Raw genomic sequence first — 15,221 nt, 5'->3', positions numbered from 1 at the left:
ACGTGGGTTATTTTTAAATGGTAAACTGATTCATCTTCTCATTAAGCTCTTTCGCCAGCTGCTCAAGCTCTTCGGCATTCTGGAGCACTTGATCCATGGAATGGGCGGATTGCTCGGTAATTGAAAATGTTTCTTCAATGCCGGCGGCCGATTCTTCAGATACAGAAGCGATATTTTCAATCGATTGATTGATGGTAATCGATTGGTTTGTTAACTGTTTCAGGCCATCCGTTACTTCCTTAATGCTGTCTGCAACATGAGTGACGGACTGTTTGATATGCTGCATAGCTTGTCCGGTGTCTGTCAGGTTTTCCGTTCCTTTTTCGACTTCTGTAAAGCTGCTTTCCAAGTATTCAATAACGGTGTAGATTTCCTGCTGTGTGCCGTTGACAATCCGGGTAATATCCTGCACGGAATCAGAAACGCCGTCAGCCAGCTTTCTGACCTCCTCTGCCACAACAGCGAAGCCTTTGCCGCTTTCTCCTGCGCGGGCAGCTTCAATCGCAGCGTTAAGTGACAGCAAATTCGTTTGCTCGGCAATGCCGTTGATGACCTGAACGAGCTTGTTGATATCCTGAGAATGCTGTTCCAGTGATCTCACTTTATGCACGGCTTCCTGAACGATATGATGGATGGTTTTCATTTGCTGTAATGACGTATCCATATTTTCGTTTCCGCTCACTGCGAGTTCGAGAACGTTTTGAGACGTATCGCTGATTGTGATGCCGTGATTATAGGCTTTATCAATGCTTTCTGTAAACTCATTCATTGATTCGGCAATTGTCACCGCGTCTTGGGCCTGCTGTTCAGAGCCCTCAGCCATTTCGTTCATCGTCTCGGTAATATGTTTGCTGCCGGATCTTGTTTCATTCGTTGCAGTTGCCAGCACTTGTGAAGAAGAAAGCACCCGGCTTGATATTTCTTTGGAGTATCCGACAATATCTCTCAGATTGCCTACCATTTTTTGCAGCGCTTCGTTCAGATCACCCAGCTCGTCTTTTGAATTGAGCGGCTCTATGTCACTCGACAGATCTCCCTCGGCAATATGATTGGCAGATTCCTTCATACGAATGATAGGCTTTACAATGTTTCGCGTGATATAAAGCCAGATGAAAATGCTGATAATGATCGAAGCTGCCACAAGCGAAGCCGTGTAAATGAGTCCTTTATGGTATACATCCTTCGTTTCTTTTACCGCTGTGTTGCTGCCTTCTTTATTAAAGTCAACGAGCTGAGTGACTGATTTTTTCATATTCTCAAAGCTGGCCTCAGTCTGTACCAATAAACCTCTTGCTTTGTCCATGTCATTCGTGCGTCCGCTTTCTATAATTTGCGCATGAATATCAGCATAGGTATTCACTTCATTTTGAAGCTCCTCGAACAGTTTCTGTTCTTTATCATTGGAAATCGTTTTTTCGTAGCTATCAAGCTTTTGATTGATGTCTTCAAGGATCTGATTCATTTCTTGATCAAGCGTATCCATTTTGCTTTTGTCTGTGAAAATCAGAAAATCCTTTTCTTTAGAAGAGAGATGCTCGGTCAAATAATTAATCGATGTAATTTCTTTGATGCCGTCAATCCATTTTGTGTTGATTTCATCTGTCTTTTGAATGATATGCTGCATATTAAAAGCGCCTATTCCGCCGACAAGTAAATTGATCAGGATCAGTGTCAAAAATACCAGGCTGAATTTGCGGGAAATCGTCAGTCGCATATAAGTGGTCTCCTTTAAAATCGTAATGTGTGTGGATGTACTATATATCGGCTGAGAAATCGTTTTTTTACCTGGAAAATGAAAAATAAAAAACGGCTCTTTTCTCGCCTTTGAGATCAGAACCGTTTTAGCAATTAGTCAAGAAAGGAAGGGTCAATCCAATCCGTCGCCCATTTAGAAATCTCACCCAAAATGGGGGCTAACGCCTTTCCTTTATCGGTCAATGAATATTCGATGCGAACCGGAGTTTCAGGGATGACATCCCGCTTCACCACTCCTTCAAGCTCAAGTTCTTTCAGCCGTTCTGACAGAACTCTGCCGCTTAGATTTGGAAGTGCTGCTTCAATTTCGCTAAATCGCTGCGACCCGTTCAAGAGCTGAAATACGATCAAAGCGACCCAGCGTTTACTCAAGATGTCGACTGCTTTTTCAAATCTAGGACACATTTCTGATTGGTTCATACTTTTCACCTCGTCTGACACTATTATAACGCAAATAACGAGGGAAGGTATGCAAGCGTGATTGATAAAATGCAGAAAGAGATACAGGGGATTATAAAGAAGAGGTTCGTTTTTTTGCTTCCGAGGCTAAAAAATCGAAGTATTTGCTGAGATTTTCAATATCCTGCTTTGAGAGATATCCCCATTTTTGGCTATTGAAAATCGGGAGGTGCTCCGCTCCTCGAGTGACAGCCGTTTGATAAATTTCATATATGGACTGATAGCTTTCCGAAGCTTCGCGGATTTCTTCTGGAAAGGCCCGAATATGGCCTGCGGCAGCCATCAGGTTTTCGTAGGGAACCTTCAGTACGGCCGCCAATTTTTTGATAGTGGCAGGTTTTGGCGTGCCCCGCTTGCCGTTTTCAATTTTTGAAATGGTGGCTGAGCTGATGCCTGAGTACACCGCAAGCTGATTCACTGTCAGTTTGCGGGCGCGGCGCAGCTCCCGTAATTGCTGTCCGAACGGTGACATGGTGATCGCCTCACATTTCTATCAAGGGTTAGTCATCAGCAGACCGTTTTTTGGCTTCGTCTGAAATAAACGAAAAATAATGATCCAGCATGAGCAAATCTTCTTTATTGAGATATTGCCACTTTTCGTTCTCAAGAAGAGCAAGGTTTTTCAGGTCATAGGCCTCCGCTTTTTCAAGCAGCTTGCACTTCGTTTCATAAGGAGCCCTGGCTTCATGCACTTCTTCAATGTAACCTGCCTTATACATAAGCCCTTCATAAGGAATTTTTAAAGCTTCCGCCAGTTTTTTTATGGTGGCAGGTTTGGGAACGCCCCGTTTGCCGTTTTCGATTCTGGAGATGCCGGCTGCGCTTACGCCTGAATAAGTCGCCAGCTGGTTGACTGTTAATTTTCTCTCTTCACGCAATGCCCGCAATTGTTTGCCGAAGCTTTCCATGTATCTCACCCCGTCCCTCACTGTTACTCATATTTTAGTATGTTTATTGACTAAAGGGAATAGGTAGGCTGGAAAAGTATTGACAAAAGTTAACATAAGCCGTAATGTAAAAGTATAGAAAAAAGTTTTCCAGGAATGGAAGGTGAGGAAAGTGCCAGTAGAAAAGATACAGATTAGACGTGATTATGTATTGCAGTATATGGTCAATAACGATTATTCCCTTAATCAGCTTGCGCTGGAAATCGGAGTCTCACCCGCCACACTGAGCCGCGTGCTGAATGGAGAAAGACGGCCGGGGCAGCTTGTGATCGGTAAAATGCTTCACTATTTTAATTTGAAATTTGAGGATCTTTTTTACTATGATTTTATTGACAAAAGTCAATAAACAGCGGAAAACGCAAGGAGACCAAGCGTTTTCTATCCCTATGAATGATGTGTCAACACAAACCCTGTCACCAGTTCGTTGCATGTTTTATATTGTTTTGTCGGCAGCTGATGCCCCTGATATTCCAATCTGAAAAATTCGGCATGGCTGCAAGCTTTGCGGTAATAGCCTGAGGCTGAGAAGGTCCAGTCTCGAAGGCCGCCATACATAAACAGCATTGGCATGTGTAAATGAGGCAGCTGTTCAATGCAGTTGTAGCGGAGCGAATCCTGATAATATTGATGCCAATGGGCAAGGTCCGCTTTTTTCATATGGCCTGTTAATAGGTTTCGAAGTTCTTTGTTTTTTGTGTGGCTGACAGCAAGGATTTTGATGAGCAAACCGGCGTTTTTCTCGAGCAGATTCATCCCCGTCTTGTGAATCTTCTCTCCGATTACGTTATGAACAGCGGGGTAAGCGCCGGACAGAACAAGATGAGATACTTTGTCCGGGCGGGTAAAGCCGATATGCTGCGCAATTAAGCCGCCTGCGGAATACCCAAATAACACAGCCTTATCAATGTGCAGAGCGTCTATGAATTGCACGATCTCGTTTGCGTAATAAGAAATAGAGGCGGGCTGATCCGCGTGATCACTGTCGCCGTGGCCGCTTAAATCGGGAAAAATCACCCTGAAATGCTCGGAGAGAAGGCACTGATAATAAAAAACCTTGCGTCCCATGCCCGGCGGATGGATAAAAATGATAGGAATTCCCTGTCCATATTCCTCATAATAAAGGTGTTTTCTGCTGGCTATGCTGATAAGGGGCATTGTTTTTCTCCTTTTGACCTTTTCATATGAATAGGGTAACCAAGATAATACGTCTTATCCCGCCTTTTGGCGTCTGATACAGCGTGACATGCCAACCCTTTTCATGTAAAATAGAAGTAATGTAGGCCAGTGAGTCTGGAGGTGTAAGAGATGCACGCGGTTTTGATTACCTTATTGGTTATCGTCAGCATTGCACTTATTATTGTCGTTTTGCTTCAATCCAGTAAAAGCGCCGGATTATCTGGTGCGATTTCAGGCGGAGCGGAGCAGCTCTTCGGGAAACAAAAAGCAAGAGGTCTTGATTTGATTTTGCACCGCATCACGGTTGTGCTGGCAGTCTTGTTTTTCGTGTTAACGATTGCGCTTGCTTATATCCTATAGGGCAATGTTTGTATAAGGTCTGATGTGAAGTCAGGCCTTTTTCACGTTTCTGGTGATATTCAGAGCGTTTTTTTCTGATCAAACTGTGGAAAACTAAAATGATCGTGCAGATAGAAAGGGAGACATGAGCATGAAAGTTGTGACACCAAAACCATTTACATTTAAAGGCGGAGACAAAGCGGTGCTTTTGCTGCATGGCTTTACAGGAAATACAGCGGATGTAAGAATGCTGGGGCGTTACTTGAATGAACGGGGCTATACGTGCCACGCGCCTCAATATGAAGGACACGGCGTGCCCCCTGAAGAACTAGTACATACGGGGCCTGAAGACTGGTGGAAAAACGTGATGGATGGCTATGAATACTTAAAATCTGAAGGCTATGAGAGCATTGCTGCCTGCGGACTGTCGCTTGGCGGGGTTTTTTCGCTGAAATTGGGTTACACTGTACCCATAAAGGGAATTGTTCCAATGTGCGCACCGATGCACATTAAGAGTGAAGAGGTCATGTATCAGGGCGTCCTTTCATACGCTCGCAATTACAAAAAATTCGAGGGGAAAAACCCGGAGCAAATTGAAGAGGAAATGAAGGAATTCGAAAAAACGCCGATGAACACTCTTAAGGCGCTGCAAGACTTAATTGCCGATGTGCGGAACAATGTCGATATGATTTATTCACCGACATTTGTGGTGCAGGCACGTCATGATCACATGATTAATACTGAAAGCGCCAATATTATTTACAACGAAGTGGAAACTGATGATAAACAGCTGAAATGGTACGAGGAATCAGGGCATGTCATTACACTCGACAAAGAACGTGACCTCGTCCATCAGGATGTGTATGAATTTTTAGAGAAGCTCGATTGGTAATCAACAGGAGGTCGGATAATGGAAAAAGAAGCATTTATGGAAAAGCTTCTCTCGTTTATGAAGGAAGAGGCGTACAAGCCTCTGACCGTTCAGGAACTTGAGGAGATGTTAAATATTACGGAAGCCGAGGAGTTTAAAGAGCTCGTCAAAGCGTTAGTCGCCTTGGAAGAAAAAGGGCTTATCGTACGGACGAGAAGTGACCGCTACGGCATTCCGGAGAAGATGAACTTAATAAAAGGAAAGATTTCAGCCCATGCGAAAGGATTCGCCTTTTTGCTGCCTGAGGATACGTCGTTAAGCGATGTGTTTATTCCGCCTAATGAGCTCAATACGGCAATGAACGGCGATATCGTTATGGTTCGTCTGAATTCACAGTCAAGCGGCTCCAGACAGGAAGGAACCGTCATCCGCATTTTAGAAAGAGCGATTCAGCGAGTTGTCGGTACGTATACTGAAACAAGAAACTTCGGCTTTGTCATTCCGGACGACAAAAAAATCACGAGTGACATCTTTATCCCGAAAAACGGGAAAAACGGAGCTGCGGAAGGGCATAAGGTTGTTGTCAAGCTGACGAGCTATCCTGAAGGCCGCATGAACGCAGAGGGCGAGATTGAAACCATTCTCGGCCACAAAAATGATCCGGGGATTGATATTTTATCGGTCATTCATAAGCACGGCCTGCCGGGAGAATTTCCTGCTGATGCGATGGAACAGGCATCAAGTACGCCTGACACAATTGATGAAAAAGATCTGAAAGACCGCCGTGATCTCCGTGACCAGGTGATTGTCACCATTGATGGTGCGGATGCGAAGGATTTGGATGATGCAGTTACCGTGACGAAGCTTGATGACGGAAGCTACAAGCTTGGCGTTCACATTGCTGATGTCAGCCATTACGTAACCGAAAACTCGCCGATTGACAAAGAAGCGCTCGAAAGAGGGACGAGTGTGTATTTGGTTGACCGTGTCATCCCAATGATTCCGCACAGACTGTCAAACGGGATTTGTTCCTTAAATCCAAAGGTTGACCGCCTGACACTTTCTTGTGAAATGACAATTAACAGTCAGGGACAGGTGACAGAGCACGAGATCTTCCAAAGTGTCATCAAAACAACGGAAAGAATGACGTATTCAGATGTGAATAAAATTCTTGTTGACGATGATGAAGAGCTGAAACAAAAATACGAGCCTCTTATTCCAATGTTCAAAGACATGGAGCGCCTGGCTCAAATTCTGCGCGATAAGCGGATGAACCGCGGCGCCGTTGATTTTGATTTCAAAGAAGCCAAAGTGCTTGTCGATGATGAAGGCGCGGTTAAAGACGTTGTCATCAGAGAACGTTCAGTCGCCGAGAAGCTGATTGAAGAATTTATGCTTGTGGCGAATGAAACGGTAGCGGAGCATTTCCATTGGATGAACGTACCGTTTATATACCGGATTCACGAAGAGCCGAATGCTGAAAAGCTGCAAAAGTTTTTAGAGTTCGTAACGACCTTTGGCTATGTGGTGAAAGGAACCGCAGGAGATATTCATCCGCGCGCGCTTCAAAGCATTCTGGACGCTGTGCGTGACAGACCTGAAGAAACAGTTATATCCACTGTCATGCTCCGTTCGATGAAACAGGCGAAATACGACCCGCAGAGCTTGGGGCACTTTGGCCTGTCAACGGAATTCTATACGCATTTCACATCGCCGATCCGCCGTTACCCGGACTTAATCGTCCACCGTCTGATCAGAACGTATTTAATCAACGGCAAGGTCGATGAAGCGACACAGGAAAAGTGGGCTGAACGCCTGCCGGATATCGCCGAACATACATCAACGATGGAGCGCCGTGCAGTTGACGCCGAGCGTGAAACGGATGATCTGAAAAAAGCGGAATACATGCTTGATAAAATCGGTGAAGAGTTTGACGGCATGATCAGCTCTGTGACAAACTTCGGAATGTTTGTCGAGCTGCCGAATACAATCGAAGGACTCGTCCACGTCAGCTTTATGACGGATGACTACTACCGCTTTGACGAACAGCATTTTGCGATGATCGGCGAGCGGACAGGCAACGTCTTCCGCATCGGGGATGAAATCACAGTCAAGGTCGTCGATGTCAACAAAGACGAGCGCAACATCGACTTTGAAATTGTCGGGATGAAGGGCTCTCCGCGGCGTCCGAGAGAACTGGACAGCAGCCGGAGCCGAAAACGCGGAAAACCTGCCAGAAAACGCGTCCAAAGCACCAATACACCTGTTTCTCCAGCTCCGTCTGAGGAAAAAGGGGAGTGGTTCACTAAGCCGAAGAAGAAAAAGAAAAAACGCGGCTTCCAAAACGCGCCGAAACAGAAACGGAAAAAGAAGAAATAGCAGCTCAACCAGCAAATAGGGCCGCAGCGCTCTATTTGCTTTCTTTCGGAAACAGCTTTTCATTGTAGCAGTACGTGTCATTTGGTAAAATAGAGCGTATCGCAAAAGGTGGACAGTTTTTCCTTAGAGAGAGGGGGTTCTGGCATGCCAAAAGGGTCAGGAAAAGTATTATCTCAAAATAAGAAAGCCAATCACGATTATTTTATAGAAGAAACCTATGAAACAGGCATCGTTCTGCAAGGAACCGAAATCAAATCGATTCGTGCCGGCCGCGTAAACCTTAAGGATTCCTTCGCCAAAATCGAACGGGGAGAAGTGTTTCTCCACAATATGCACGTCAGCCCGTATGAGCAGGGAAACCGCTATAACCACGATCCGCTCCGGACGAGAAAGCTGTTAATGCACCGCAAGGAGATTAATAAGCTGATCGGATTAACAAAAGAAAAAGGCTATTCTCTCGTTCCGCTGAAGCTGTATTTGAAAAACGGCTTTGCCAAAGTGCTTCTCGGCCTTGGAAAAGGGAAGAAGAACTATGACAAACGGGAAGACCTGAAGCGCAAGGACGCGAAGCGTGAAATCGAAAGAGCGTTCAGAGACAGTCAAAAAGGCTTCTAAAGGCATAGTGCTTGATTCAAAAATCAGGCATGTGCTATACTGTGTTCACGAACAAATCATAACGCTTTTCTTTTGAAGGATTTGACAATTGAAAAGAGACGTGATCATGTTATAATAAGACTATAGCCAGTTTGAGTGAGAGCTTGATATTTTCTCCCGTATTTCCCTTATAACAAGGGGACGTTACGGATTCGACAGGGATGGATCGAGCTTGAGCTGCGAGCCGAGAGGCGATCTCGTAAACACGCACTAAATATAACTGGCAAAACTAACAGTTTTAACCAAAACGTAGCATTAGCTGCCTAATAAGCGCAGCGAGCTCTTCCTGACATTGCCTATGTGTCTGTGAAGAGCACATCCAAGTAGGCTACGCTTGCGTTCCCGTCTGAGAACGTAAGAAGAGATGAACAGACTAGCTCTCGGAAGGCCCGCCCGCAGGCAAGAAGATGAGTGAAACCATAAATATGCAGGCTACGCTCGTAGACGCTTAAGTAATCGATGTTTCTGGACGTGGGTTCGACTCCCACCGTCTCCATACATACTGACAATAAAGCAGAACCTCTTAAGGGGTTCTGCTTTATTTTTTCTCCAGATCACAGGCACCAAAAAGTGCGTACTTCCATTTCAATCCCAGCTGTTTCATACTGATTGCAGAGCAAATGTTTAGACCAATCAGATTTCTGTCAATAAATGAGAGGAATCAAAAACGGAGGGATGAAGAATGAAGCTGAATTTACAAGGAAAAACCGCACTGGTGACCGGTTCGACATCGGGGATCGGGAAAGCCATTGCCTCTTCGTTAGCTGAAGAAGGCGCGGCGGTGATCATTAACGGACGCCGGGAAGAGAAAGTGAATCAGACGATAGAAGAATTGAAAACACAACATTCTGAAGCGGTCCTTTATCCGGCTGCATATGATTTGGGAACAGAAGAAGGCTGTAATGAGCTGTTTCAGGCATATCCAGAGGTTGATATTTTGGTCAACAATTTAGGGATTTTTGAACCGGCGGAGTACTTTGATATTCCTGATGATGAATGGTTTCGTTTTTTTGAAGTGAACATTATGAGCGGGGTAAGGCTGACACGCAAATATTTGCACAACATGATAGAGAAAAAAGAAGGGCGTGTGATTTTCATTGCCAGTGAAGCGGCGATTATGCCGTCACAGGAAATGGCCCATTACAGTGCGACAAAAACGATGCAGTTGTCCATTTCCCGCAGTTTGGCGGAGCTGGCAACCGGTACGAATGTCACGGTCAACACCGTCATGCCGGGCTCTACCTTAACAGAGGGTGTGGAAACAATGCTGAATTCGCTGTATCCTGGTGAAAACCTGACTGTTCAAGAGGCTGAGGCACGTTTTATGAAAGAAAACCGGCCGACATCCATTATTCAAAGACTGATCCGTCCGGAAGAAATCGCCCACTTCGTTACATTTTTAAGCAGTCCGCTTTCCTCTGCGATCAATGGCGCGGCACTTCGGGTGGACGGCGGTTTGGTCCGCAGTGTCTTTTAAACCTCTCCTTTTGGAGAGGTTTTTTTATATGATGTTGATTTCCATAAATTGCTGTCATATAATTTTGGTACCAACATAGTTTTTTTAGTACCGGAAGCGAGGGGATTGATTTGGAAAAAAGAATTCTTGAGGAAACCATCCGGCTGATCCGGCAGAAAGGATTTTCATTTACGATGAATGATTTGGCGGCAGCGCTGGGAACGAGCAAGCGGACGCTCTATGCTCATTATTCATCAAAAGACAAACTTGCGGAAGCGGTTGTCGAGCAATTTATCGCAGAGATGAAGCAAATGGAAAGAGACATTTATGAGAATGAAAGTTTAGATGTGCTTGAAAAAGTGAAAAAAATGCTGATCGGTCTTCCGCAGGGAATGGAACTGCTGAACATGGGATTATTAAGTGAACTGAAGAAATACCATTACGAAGCGTGGCTTACATTAGATACGTTTATTAAGGAAGAATGGACGGTTGTCCTAGAGTTATTAAACGAGTGCAAACAGCAAAAAAGAATCAGAAACATCAACCCGGACTTGTTTGTTCATATGTATATAGGAAGCATCAACCAAGTGTATGACCCTGAATATCCGCTCAAACATCAATTCACGACAGGAGAGGTTCTTGAATCAATTGTAGATGTATTGTTTAACGGCATAACAGCTGATGAGGAGGTTGATGCGACGTGAATTGGGTGTTTCTATGCTTAGCGATTCTGTTTGAAGTTGCCGGGACGGTCAGCATGAAGCTATCGTCAGGTTTTACAAAGCTTACTCCCAGCGTGCTGTTGATTTTCTTTTATGGCGGCAGTCTTTTCTTTCTGACGCTTACGCTAAAATCCATTGATGTATCTGTTGCTTATGCTGTATGGTCAGGGATGGGGATTGTCCTGATTACAGTCGTTGGTTTTTTGTTTTTTCAAGAACATGTTAGTGTCATGAAACTCATTTCAATTGGATTGATTATTGCCGGTGTTGTGTCTTTAAATCTGATCGAGCATGCTGCGGTGTCTGAGCCGGTACATAAAAGCGGGCAGTACAAATGAGATATATGAAACTGTTTTTTCTCGTGACTGATATCGGTTTTATCTTGTACTGGCTGTCAGCCGGGTTTTCACTGATACCGGAAAGCTGGGCTTTTAAACACCATGACCATCCGTTTATGATCGCCTGGAACTGGTCTTTTTTCCCGCTGGATATCTTAATCTCTTTAACAGGGTTGTACAGCTTGTACTTACATCGGGTGAATCGTGCTGACTGGAAGCTGATGGCGCTGATTTCACTTGTGCTGACCTGTTGTTCAGGCCTTCAGGCGATTTCATTCTGGACATTCAGCAGGGACTTTGATCTTGTTTGGTGGCTGTTTAACGGATATCTGTTAATTTATCCTTTATTTTTTATTCATCTTCTCTTAAAGGAGAGTAATGCAACAAAGCAGTGCTGACAGGCACTGTTTTTATGTTTGTAAAAAACCTTTGTTTTCTGAAAAGTGAAACGATATAATATGTAATATATTGCATATTATCTGTCAGGAGGATGTACGTTGGCGACTCAAAAACAACGGATGTACGGATTTTTTATGGTCATTGTTGGAGCTGCTTTTTGGGGATTATCGGGAACTGTTGCCCAGCATTTGTTTGAAACAAGTGATGTGTCGGTAGAGTGGCTTGTCACCGTGCGTTTGCTTTTATCTGGCTTGCTTCTGCTGATGATCATATCTGCCGGTAAAAACAGACGTGCTGTGTGGGAGATATGGAAAGATCAAAAATCGGCTATCCAGCTGATTGTTTTCGGGATTGTCGGCATGCTGGGCGTTCAGTATACATTTTTAGCTTCAATCGGAACTGGAAATGCAGCTGTAGCTACGCTTCTTCAGTACTTGGCACCCGTTATGATTGTGCTGTTTATGCTTGTGACACGGAAGAATTCCTTTCAGTCTGCAGATATTTGCGCACTTGTGCTGGCTATGGGAGGCACTTTTTTATTGCTGACCAATGGAAGTATTAATAATTTAACCGTCTCGCCTTTGTCTGTCATATGGGGCTTGCTTTCTGCTGCGGCTCTTGCCTTTTATACGCTGTACTCCAGTTCTCTCTTGAAAAAATGGGGATCTGCTCTCGTCATTGGCTGGGGAATGCTGATCGGAGGCATTGGCATGAGCTTTATCCATCCCCCATGGGACGTTGATGTACAGGGATGGACGATTTCTGAGAACGTATCAGTCGGTTTTATTGTCATTTTCGGAACGCTATTGGGTTTTTATATGTATTTGACAAGCTTGAAATACTTATTTCCGCAAGAAGCGAGCATGCTTGGGTGCTCTGAGCCGGTTGCGGCAGTGGCATCCTCCATTCTGTGGCTCGGTGTGTCCTTTGGATTATATCAAGCGGCAGGAGCAGCATGTATTTTGGTAATGATTTTTGTTTTATCGCAAAAGAAGAGTGCCGGCAAATCGGCGACGTTAAAAAAACAAACCAATATTCAGAGGTGATGCTTTTATGCCAATCCCGTCAAATACCCCGAAGCCTGTCAGGCAGACAGCTAAAACGATTGCATTGGAACAAATTCAAAAATGGATCGTGGAAGGCATTCTTGCTCCTGGAGAAAAAATCAATGACGACGAGTTAGCGAAAGCGCTTGGCGTCAGCAGAACGCCAGTCAGAGAAGCTCTGCAATTATTGGCAGTACAAGGCTTTGTTGAAATGTCACCGGGGAAAGAAACAAGAATTTCACAAATTGAAAAAAACGATGTTTTCAAGGTGTATCCGCCAATGGCGGCTCTGCAATCCACCGCTGCCGAACTAGCTATTGAAAACATTCAGTCATCCCACTTGGAGGAGATGGCGGCGATCAATCAGCAAATGAAGGCGGCTATTGACCGAAATGAAATCTATGAAGTGCTTGGGCTTGATAAAACGTTTCATGATGTCATGATTGATGCGGCCGATAATGAATATATCCGCAATTTCACATCTGTTCTTCATATGCATATTCTTCGGCTCGAATATCTTTTTTTCAAATCGCCGCAAAATTCGATTGAAGAGCATGAACAAATCATTCAGGCATGTAAGGAGAAGGATCGAAAAAAAGCGGCCGAGCTGACGTACAGCAACTGGATCAAGCCAATTCAGGATATTGCGAATAAATTGATGTAAGACAGGCAGAGACGGTACGGTCTCTGCTTTTTTAACGTTTTTGGGGCATACTATAGCGGATAAACGGGAAGAGTTCTACACATTCATTGAAAAGGATTTTGTCATATGAACAAGACTGCTGAGAACAATCAAAGAACCATGCCAAGCATCGTGAAAGATGCCTTTCGCATTCATGCACATCCCTTTCCATGGAAAAAGGCAATCGGATCAGGCATCGCTTCGGGGTTTCCTGTGCTGATCGGCGCATTGGCGGGTCACACGGATTACGGTTTAACTGCAAGCATCGGGGGCTTTGTTTATTTATATGCGGGCGGTGAATCGTATAAAAAGCGCGCTTTGAAGCTGCTCTCGGTTTCCATTGGGATCGCCCTTTCATTTGGATTAGGCACACTTTTGTCCGATACGGTTTGGATGATGGCGGCTGTCCTGGGGCTGATCGGTGCAGCGGCGATGTTTATTTTTAGCGCGCTCGGTATACAAGGCCCTGCGCCGATGTTTTTTGTCCTTGCTTTTTTAGTTAGCTCCGGGCTGCCGGCCGACCCTTCACAAGCGCTGTTTAGAGCGGGATTGACGTTTCTCGGCGGCATTTTCGCCATGAGTATCGCCTTAATCGGGTGGTTATGGAACAAACATGGACCGGAGGAGGCAGTGCTGCAAAAAACATACCATCAGCTGGCAGCATGTCTTTCGGCCGTCGGGACGTCAGGCTTTCATAACGCGCAGCATCAGACGGTGCTCATGCTCAGAACAGCTCGTCAAACGGTTCTCGGCAAGGGGAACAGGCGGAAAAAATCACAGCATGATGAACGATTTTTCCGCCTGCTCGAAAAAGCTGACGACATATTCCTTGCCATCATTCATTTTTCAGCTGAAACGCCAGACGGAGAGAAGGCACAGATTGAAAAGGCACTCCGCCAAACCGGAGATATGCTTGGGCATGCCCGTGTTTCCAGTGCATTTCAGATTAACGAGAATGAATCAGAGCCAAGCCGAAAGCTGTTTGGAGAAATCAATGAGGCTTTGCATATCGCTTTAGGGCGGTTTGATAAGCAGCTGGACGGGGAACCAAGCCGCCTGCCAGCCTCTTTCTACTTTTTGAGAAATGCCTTTGACTGGCAGTCTCCCGTTTTGATACGGTCGTTAAAGTACGGGATTGTGCTGTTTGCCGCCGATATGTTTGCCCTTACATTCGGTTTTGCACGCTCCTATTGGATTCCGCTTTCGGCAGCAGCGGTCATGCTTGGCACTACTGTTGTCTTTACGCTTCACAGGGCCATTCAGCGTTCGGCCGGAACTGTGATCGGTGTGGGGCTGGCAGGCGCAATCCTGTTTGTTAAACCGGGCGGTGTTTATATTGCGTTATGTATTGCAGCGCTGCAATGTCTTCTTGAGATGCTGATTGTCCGCAATTATGCGCTGGCTGTGCCTTTTTTGACCGCAAATGCGCTTGTCATCACAGAAAGCATGCATGGCGGTGCGGACGTCGGTTATTTTATGATAGCGAGGCTGACGGATGTAGCTGTTGGCAGCGTGATCGGACTATTGGGAACGATGCTTTTGTGGAGGCGGTTTTCAACGAAGCGGCTGCCTGAACTGATGCGGGACGTGATCCGGCTGGAAGGGCTTTTTATGGAGAAACTGTTAACCGGGCAGAAAGCAGACGAACACAAGTTAAGGGTGAGCCTGGTCAGGCTTCGGGATGCGTATGACAAGGCGCTTGGGGAATTTCCCAATACTCATGCGGATGCGCTTTGGCCTGCCATTTCCGGTGCTCAGCACTTAGGGTATTATTTGCTCTCGGCACAAGCCCATCATCGACCGCCTGCTCCGTTTTCTGAAGAAGAGATGAAGCAGCTAAGGGCATTTTTTGAACAGGCTGAGCAATCCGCTTTGATGAAAAGGATGCCGGCGGACATACAAGTACCGAATGTTCCTTATTATCCGCGGATCAGCAAGGAGCTCTCCGCACTGTATTCCGGCTTGCGGACCGCTTTTGAAAAGTGAACAGTTTGGAAG

General features: G+C 45.3%; 17 protein-coding genes and 1 other RNA gene. 13 read left to right on the top strand and 5 right to left on the bottom strand.

All coding sequences use genetic code 11. The features are described 5' to 3' along the window. Positions 1–13: 13 nt before the first annotated feature. The 4 genes from GYO_RS39125 to rghR all read right to left on the bottom strand — a co-directional run bounded on the left by GYO_RS39125 (position 14) and on the right by rghR (position 3,122). Positions 14–1,714 (bottom strand): methyl-accepting chemotaxis protein, encoded by a 1,701-nt coding sequence (locus tag GYO_RS39125; protein ID WP_014115174.1) that lies wholly within the window; start codon positions 1,712–1,714, stop codon positions 14–16. Between the two features lie 134 nt (positions 1,715–1,848). Beyond that, entirely contained in the window at positions 1,849–2,175 is a 327-nt protein-coding gene (catR, locus tag GYO_RS39120) for a catDE operon transcriptional regulator CatR (RefSeq protein ID WP_003220037.1), read from the bottom strand. A 91-nt stretch (positions 2,176–2,266) separates the two neighbouring features. Further along, positions 2,267–2,686, bottom strand: coding sequence for a helix-turn-helix domain-containing protein (locus tag GYO_RS39115; RefSeq protein WP_014115173.1), 420 nt, complete (start codon positions 2,684–2,686; stop codon positions 2,267–2,269). A 28-nt stretch (positions 2,687–2,714) separates the two neighbouring features. Then, positions 2,715–3,122, bottom strand: coding sequence for a transcriptional repressor RghR (gene rghR / locus GYO_RS39110; protein WP_014115172.1), 408 nt, complete (start codon positions 3,120–3,122; stop codon positions 2,715–2,717). A gap of 151 nt (positions 3,123–3,273) precedes the next feature. Here rghR and GYO_RS39105 point away from each other — a divergent pair, with 151 nt between their 5' ends. Then, the gene (locus GYO_RS39105; RefSeq protein ID WP_003220031.1) at positions 3,274–3,507 is read left to right on the top strand and encodes a helix-turn-helix domain-containing protein; all 234 of its coding nucleotides are present in this window, start codon (positions 3,274–3,276) and stop codon (positions 3,505–3,507) included. 38 nt (positions 3,508–3,545) lie between these two features. On the opposite strand, the gene GYO_RS39100 is transcribed toward GYO_RS39105, so the two are convergent. Continuing rightward, the gene (locus GYO_RS39100) at positions 3,546–4,316 is read right to left on the bottom strand and encodes an alpha/beta fold hydrolase (RefSeq protein ID WP_014115171.1); all 771 of its coding nucleotides are present in this window, start codon (positions 4,314–4,316) and stop codon (positions 3,546–3,548) included. A 150-nt stretch (positions 4,317–4,466) separates the two neighbouring features. Here GYO_RS39100 and secG point away from each other — a divergent pair, with 150 nt between their 5' ends. From secG to GYO_RS39045, 12 genes are all read left to right on the top strand, one after another. Next, the gene (secG, locus tag GYO_RS39095; protein ID WP_003220028.1) at positions 4,467–4,697 is read left to right on the top strand and encodes a preprotein translocase subunit SecG; all 231 of its coding nucleotides are present in this window, start codon (positions 4,467–4,469) and stop codon (positions 4,695–4,697) included. A 130-nt stretch (positions 4,698–4,827) separates the two neighbouring features. After that, a complete protein-coding gene (locus GYO_RS39090) occupies positions 4,828–5,568 on the top strand; it encodes an alpha/beta hydrolase (protein WP_014115170.1) in 741 nt (246 codons plus the stop codon). An 18-nt stretch (positions 5,569–5,586) separates the two neighbouring features. Further along, positions 5,587–7,926 (top strand): ribonuclease R, encoded by a 2,340-nt coding sequence (rnr, locus tag GYO_RS39085; RefSeq protein WP_014115169.1) that lies wholly within the window; start codon positions 5,587–5,589, stop codon positions 7,924–7,926. A 144-nt stretch (positions 7,927–8,070) separates the two neighbouring features. Continuing rightward, positions 8,071–8,541, top strand: coding sequence for an SsrA-binding protein (gene smpB / locus GYO_RS39080; protein ID WP_003220025.1), 471 nt, complete (start codon positions 8,071–8,073; stop codon positions 8,539–8,541). Between the two features lie 176 nt (positions 8,542–8,717). After that, positions 8,718–9,079: a transfer-messenger RNA gene (gene ssrA / locus GYO_RS43545) on the top strand. Between the two features lie 183 nt (positions 9,080–9,262). Continuing rightward, entirely contained in the window at positions 9,263–10,057 is a 795-nt protein-coding gene (locus tag GYO_RS39075) for an SDR family NAD(P)-dependent oxidoreductase (RefSeq protein ID WP_014115167.1), read from the top strand. 110 nt (positions 10,058–10,167) lie between these two features. Continuing rightward, a complete protein-coding gene (locus GYO_RS39070) occupies positions 10,168–10,740 on the top strand; it encodes a TetR/AcrR family transcriptional regulator (RefSeq protein ID WP_014115166.1) in 573 nt (190 codons plus the stop codon). Next, positions 10,737–11,096: a DMT family transporter gene (locus GYO_RS39065; RefSeq protein WP_014115165.1), complete on the top strand. Its 360-nt coding sequence runs from the start codon at positions 10,737–10,739 to the stop codon at positions 11,094–11,096. Before GYO_RS39070 ends, GYO_RS39065 begins: the two co-directional genes overlap by 4 nt. Beyond that, positions 11,093–11,494: a YvaD family protein gene (locus GYO_RS39060; protein WP_014115164.1), complete on the top strand. Its 402-nt coding sequence runs from the start codon at positions 11,093–11,095 to the stop codon at positions 11,492–11,494. Before GYO_RS39065 ends, GYO_RS39060 begins: the two co-directional genes overlap by 4 nt. A 99-nt stretch (positions 11,495–11,593) precedes the next feature. Further along, a complete protein-coding gene (locus GYO_RS39055) occupies positions 11,594–12,541 on the top strand; it encodes an EamA family transporter (protein WP_014115162.1) in 948 nt (315 codons plus the stop codon). Positions 12,542–12,548: 7 nt separating this feature from the next. Beyond that, on the top strand, positions 12,549–13,205 hold the full coding sequence (locus tag GYO_RS39050; RefSeq protein WP_014115161.1) for a GntR family transcriptional regulator: 657 nt from the start codon (positions 12,549–12,551) through the stop codon (positions 13,203–13,205). 105 nt (positions 13,206–13,310) lie between these two features. After that, the gene (locus GYO_RS39045) at positions 13,311–15,209 is read left to right on the top strand and encodes an FUSC family protein (RefSeq protein ID WP_014115160.1); all 1,899 of its coding nucleotides are present in this window, start codon (positions 13,311–13,313) and stop codon (positions 15,207–15,209) included. The last annotated feature ends 12 nt before the right edge of the window (positions 15,210–15,221 follow it).

It is taken from the genome of Bacillus spizizenii TU-B-10, assembly GCF_000227465.1.
Lineage (GTDB): Bacteria > Bacillota > Bacilli > Bacillales > Bacillaceae > Bacillus > Bacillus spizizenii.
This window is presented reverse-complemented; position numbering and strand designations above follow the sequence as displayed.

Bases quoted from the DNA above. Each gene is read 5' to 3' on its own strand.
- GYO_RS39125 (WP_014115174.1), bottom strand. From the start codon at position 1,714: ATGCGACTGACGATTTCCCGCAAATTCAGCCTGGTATTTTTGACACTG.
- catR (WP_003220037.1), bottom strand. From the start codon at position 2,175: ATGAACCAATCAGAAATGTGTCCTAGATTTGAAAAAGCAGTCGACATC.
- GYO_RS39115 (WP_014115173.1), bottom strand. From the start codon at position 2,686: ATGTCACCGTTCGGACAGCAATTACGGGAGCTGCGCCGCGCCCGCAAA.
- rghR (WP_014115172.1), bottom strand. From the start codon at position 3,122: ATGGAAAGCTTCGGCAAACAATTGCGGGCATTGCGTGAAGAGAGAAAA.
- GYO_RS39100 (WP_014115171.1), bottom strand. From the start codon at position 4,316: ATGCCCCTTATCAGCATAGCCAGCAGAAAACACCTTTATTATGAGGAA.
- secG (WP_003220028.1), top strand. From the start codon at position 4,467: ATGCACGCGGTTTTGATTACCTTATTGGTTATCGTCAGCATTGCACTT.
- GYO_RS39090 (WP_014115170.1), top strand. From the start codon at position 4,828: ATGAAAGTTGTGACACCAAAACCATTTACATTTAAAGGCGGAGACAAA.
- rnr (WP_014115169.1), top strand. From the start codon at position 5,587: ATGGAAAAAGAAGCATTTATGGAAAAGCTTCTCTCGTTTATGAAGGAA.
- smpB (WP_003220025.1), top strand. From the start codon at position 8,071: ATGCCAAAAGGGTCAGGAAAAGTATTATCTCAAAATAAGAAAGCCAAT.
- GYO_RS39075 (WP_014115167.1), top strand. From the start codon at position 9,263: ATGAAGCTGAATTTACAAGGAAAAACCGCACTGGTGACCGGTTCGACA.
- GYO_RS39060 (WP_014115164.1), top strand. From the start codon at position 11,093: ATGAGATATATGAAACTGTTTTTTCTCGTGACTGATATCGGTTTTATC.
- GYO_RS39050 (WP_014115161.1), top strand. From the start codon at position 12,549: ATGCCAATCCCGTCAAATACCCCGAAGCCTGTCAGGCAGACAGCTAAA.
- GYO_RS39045 (WP_014115160.1), top strand. From the start codon at position 13,311: ATGAACAAGACTGCTGAGAACAATCAAAGAACCATGCCAAGCATCGTG.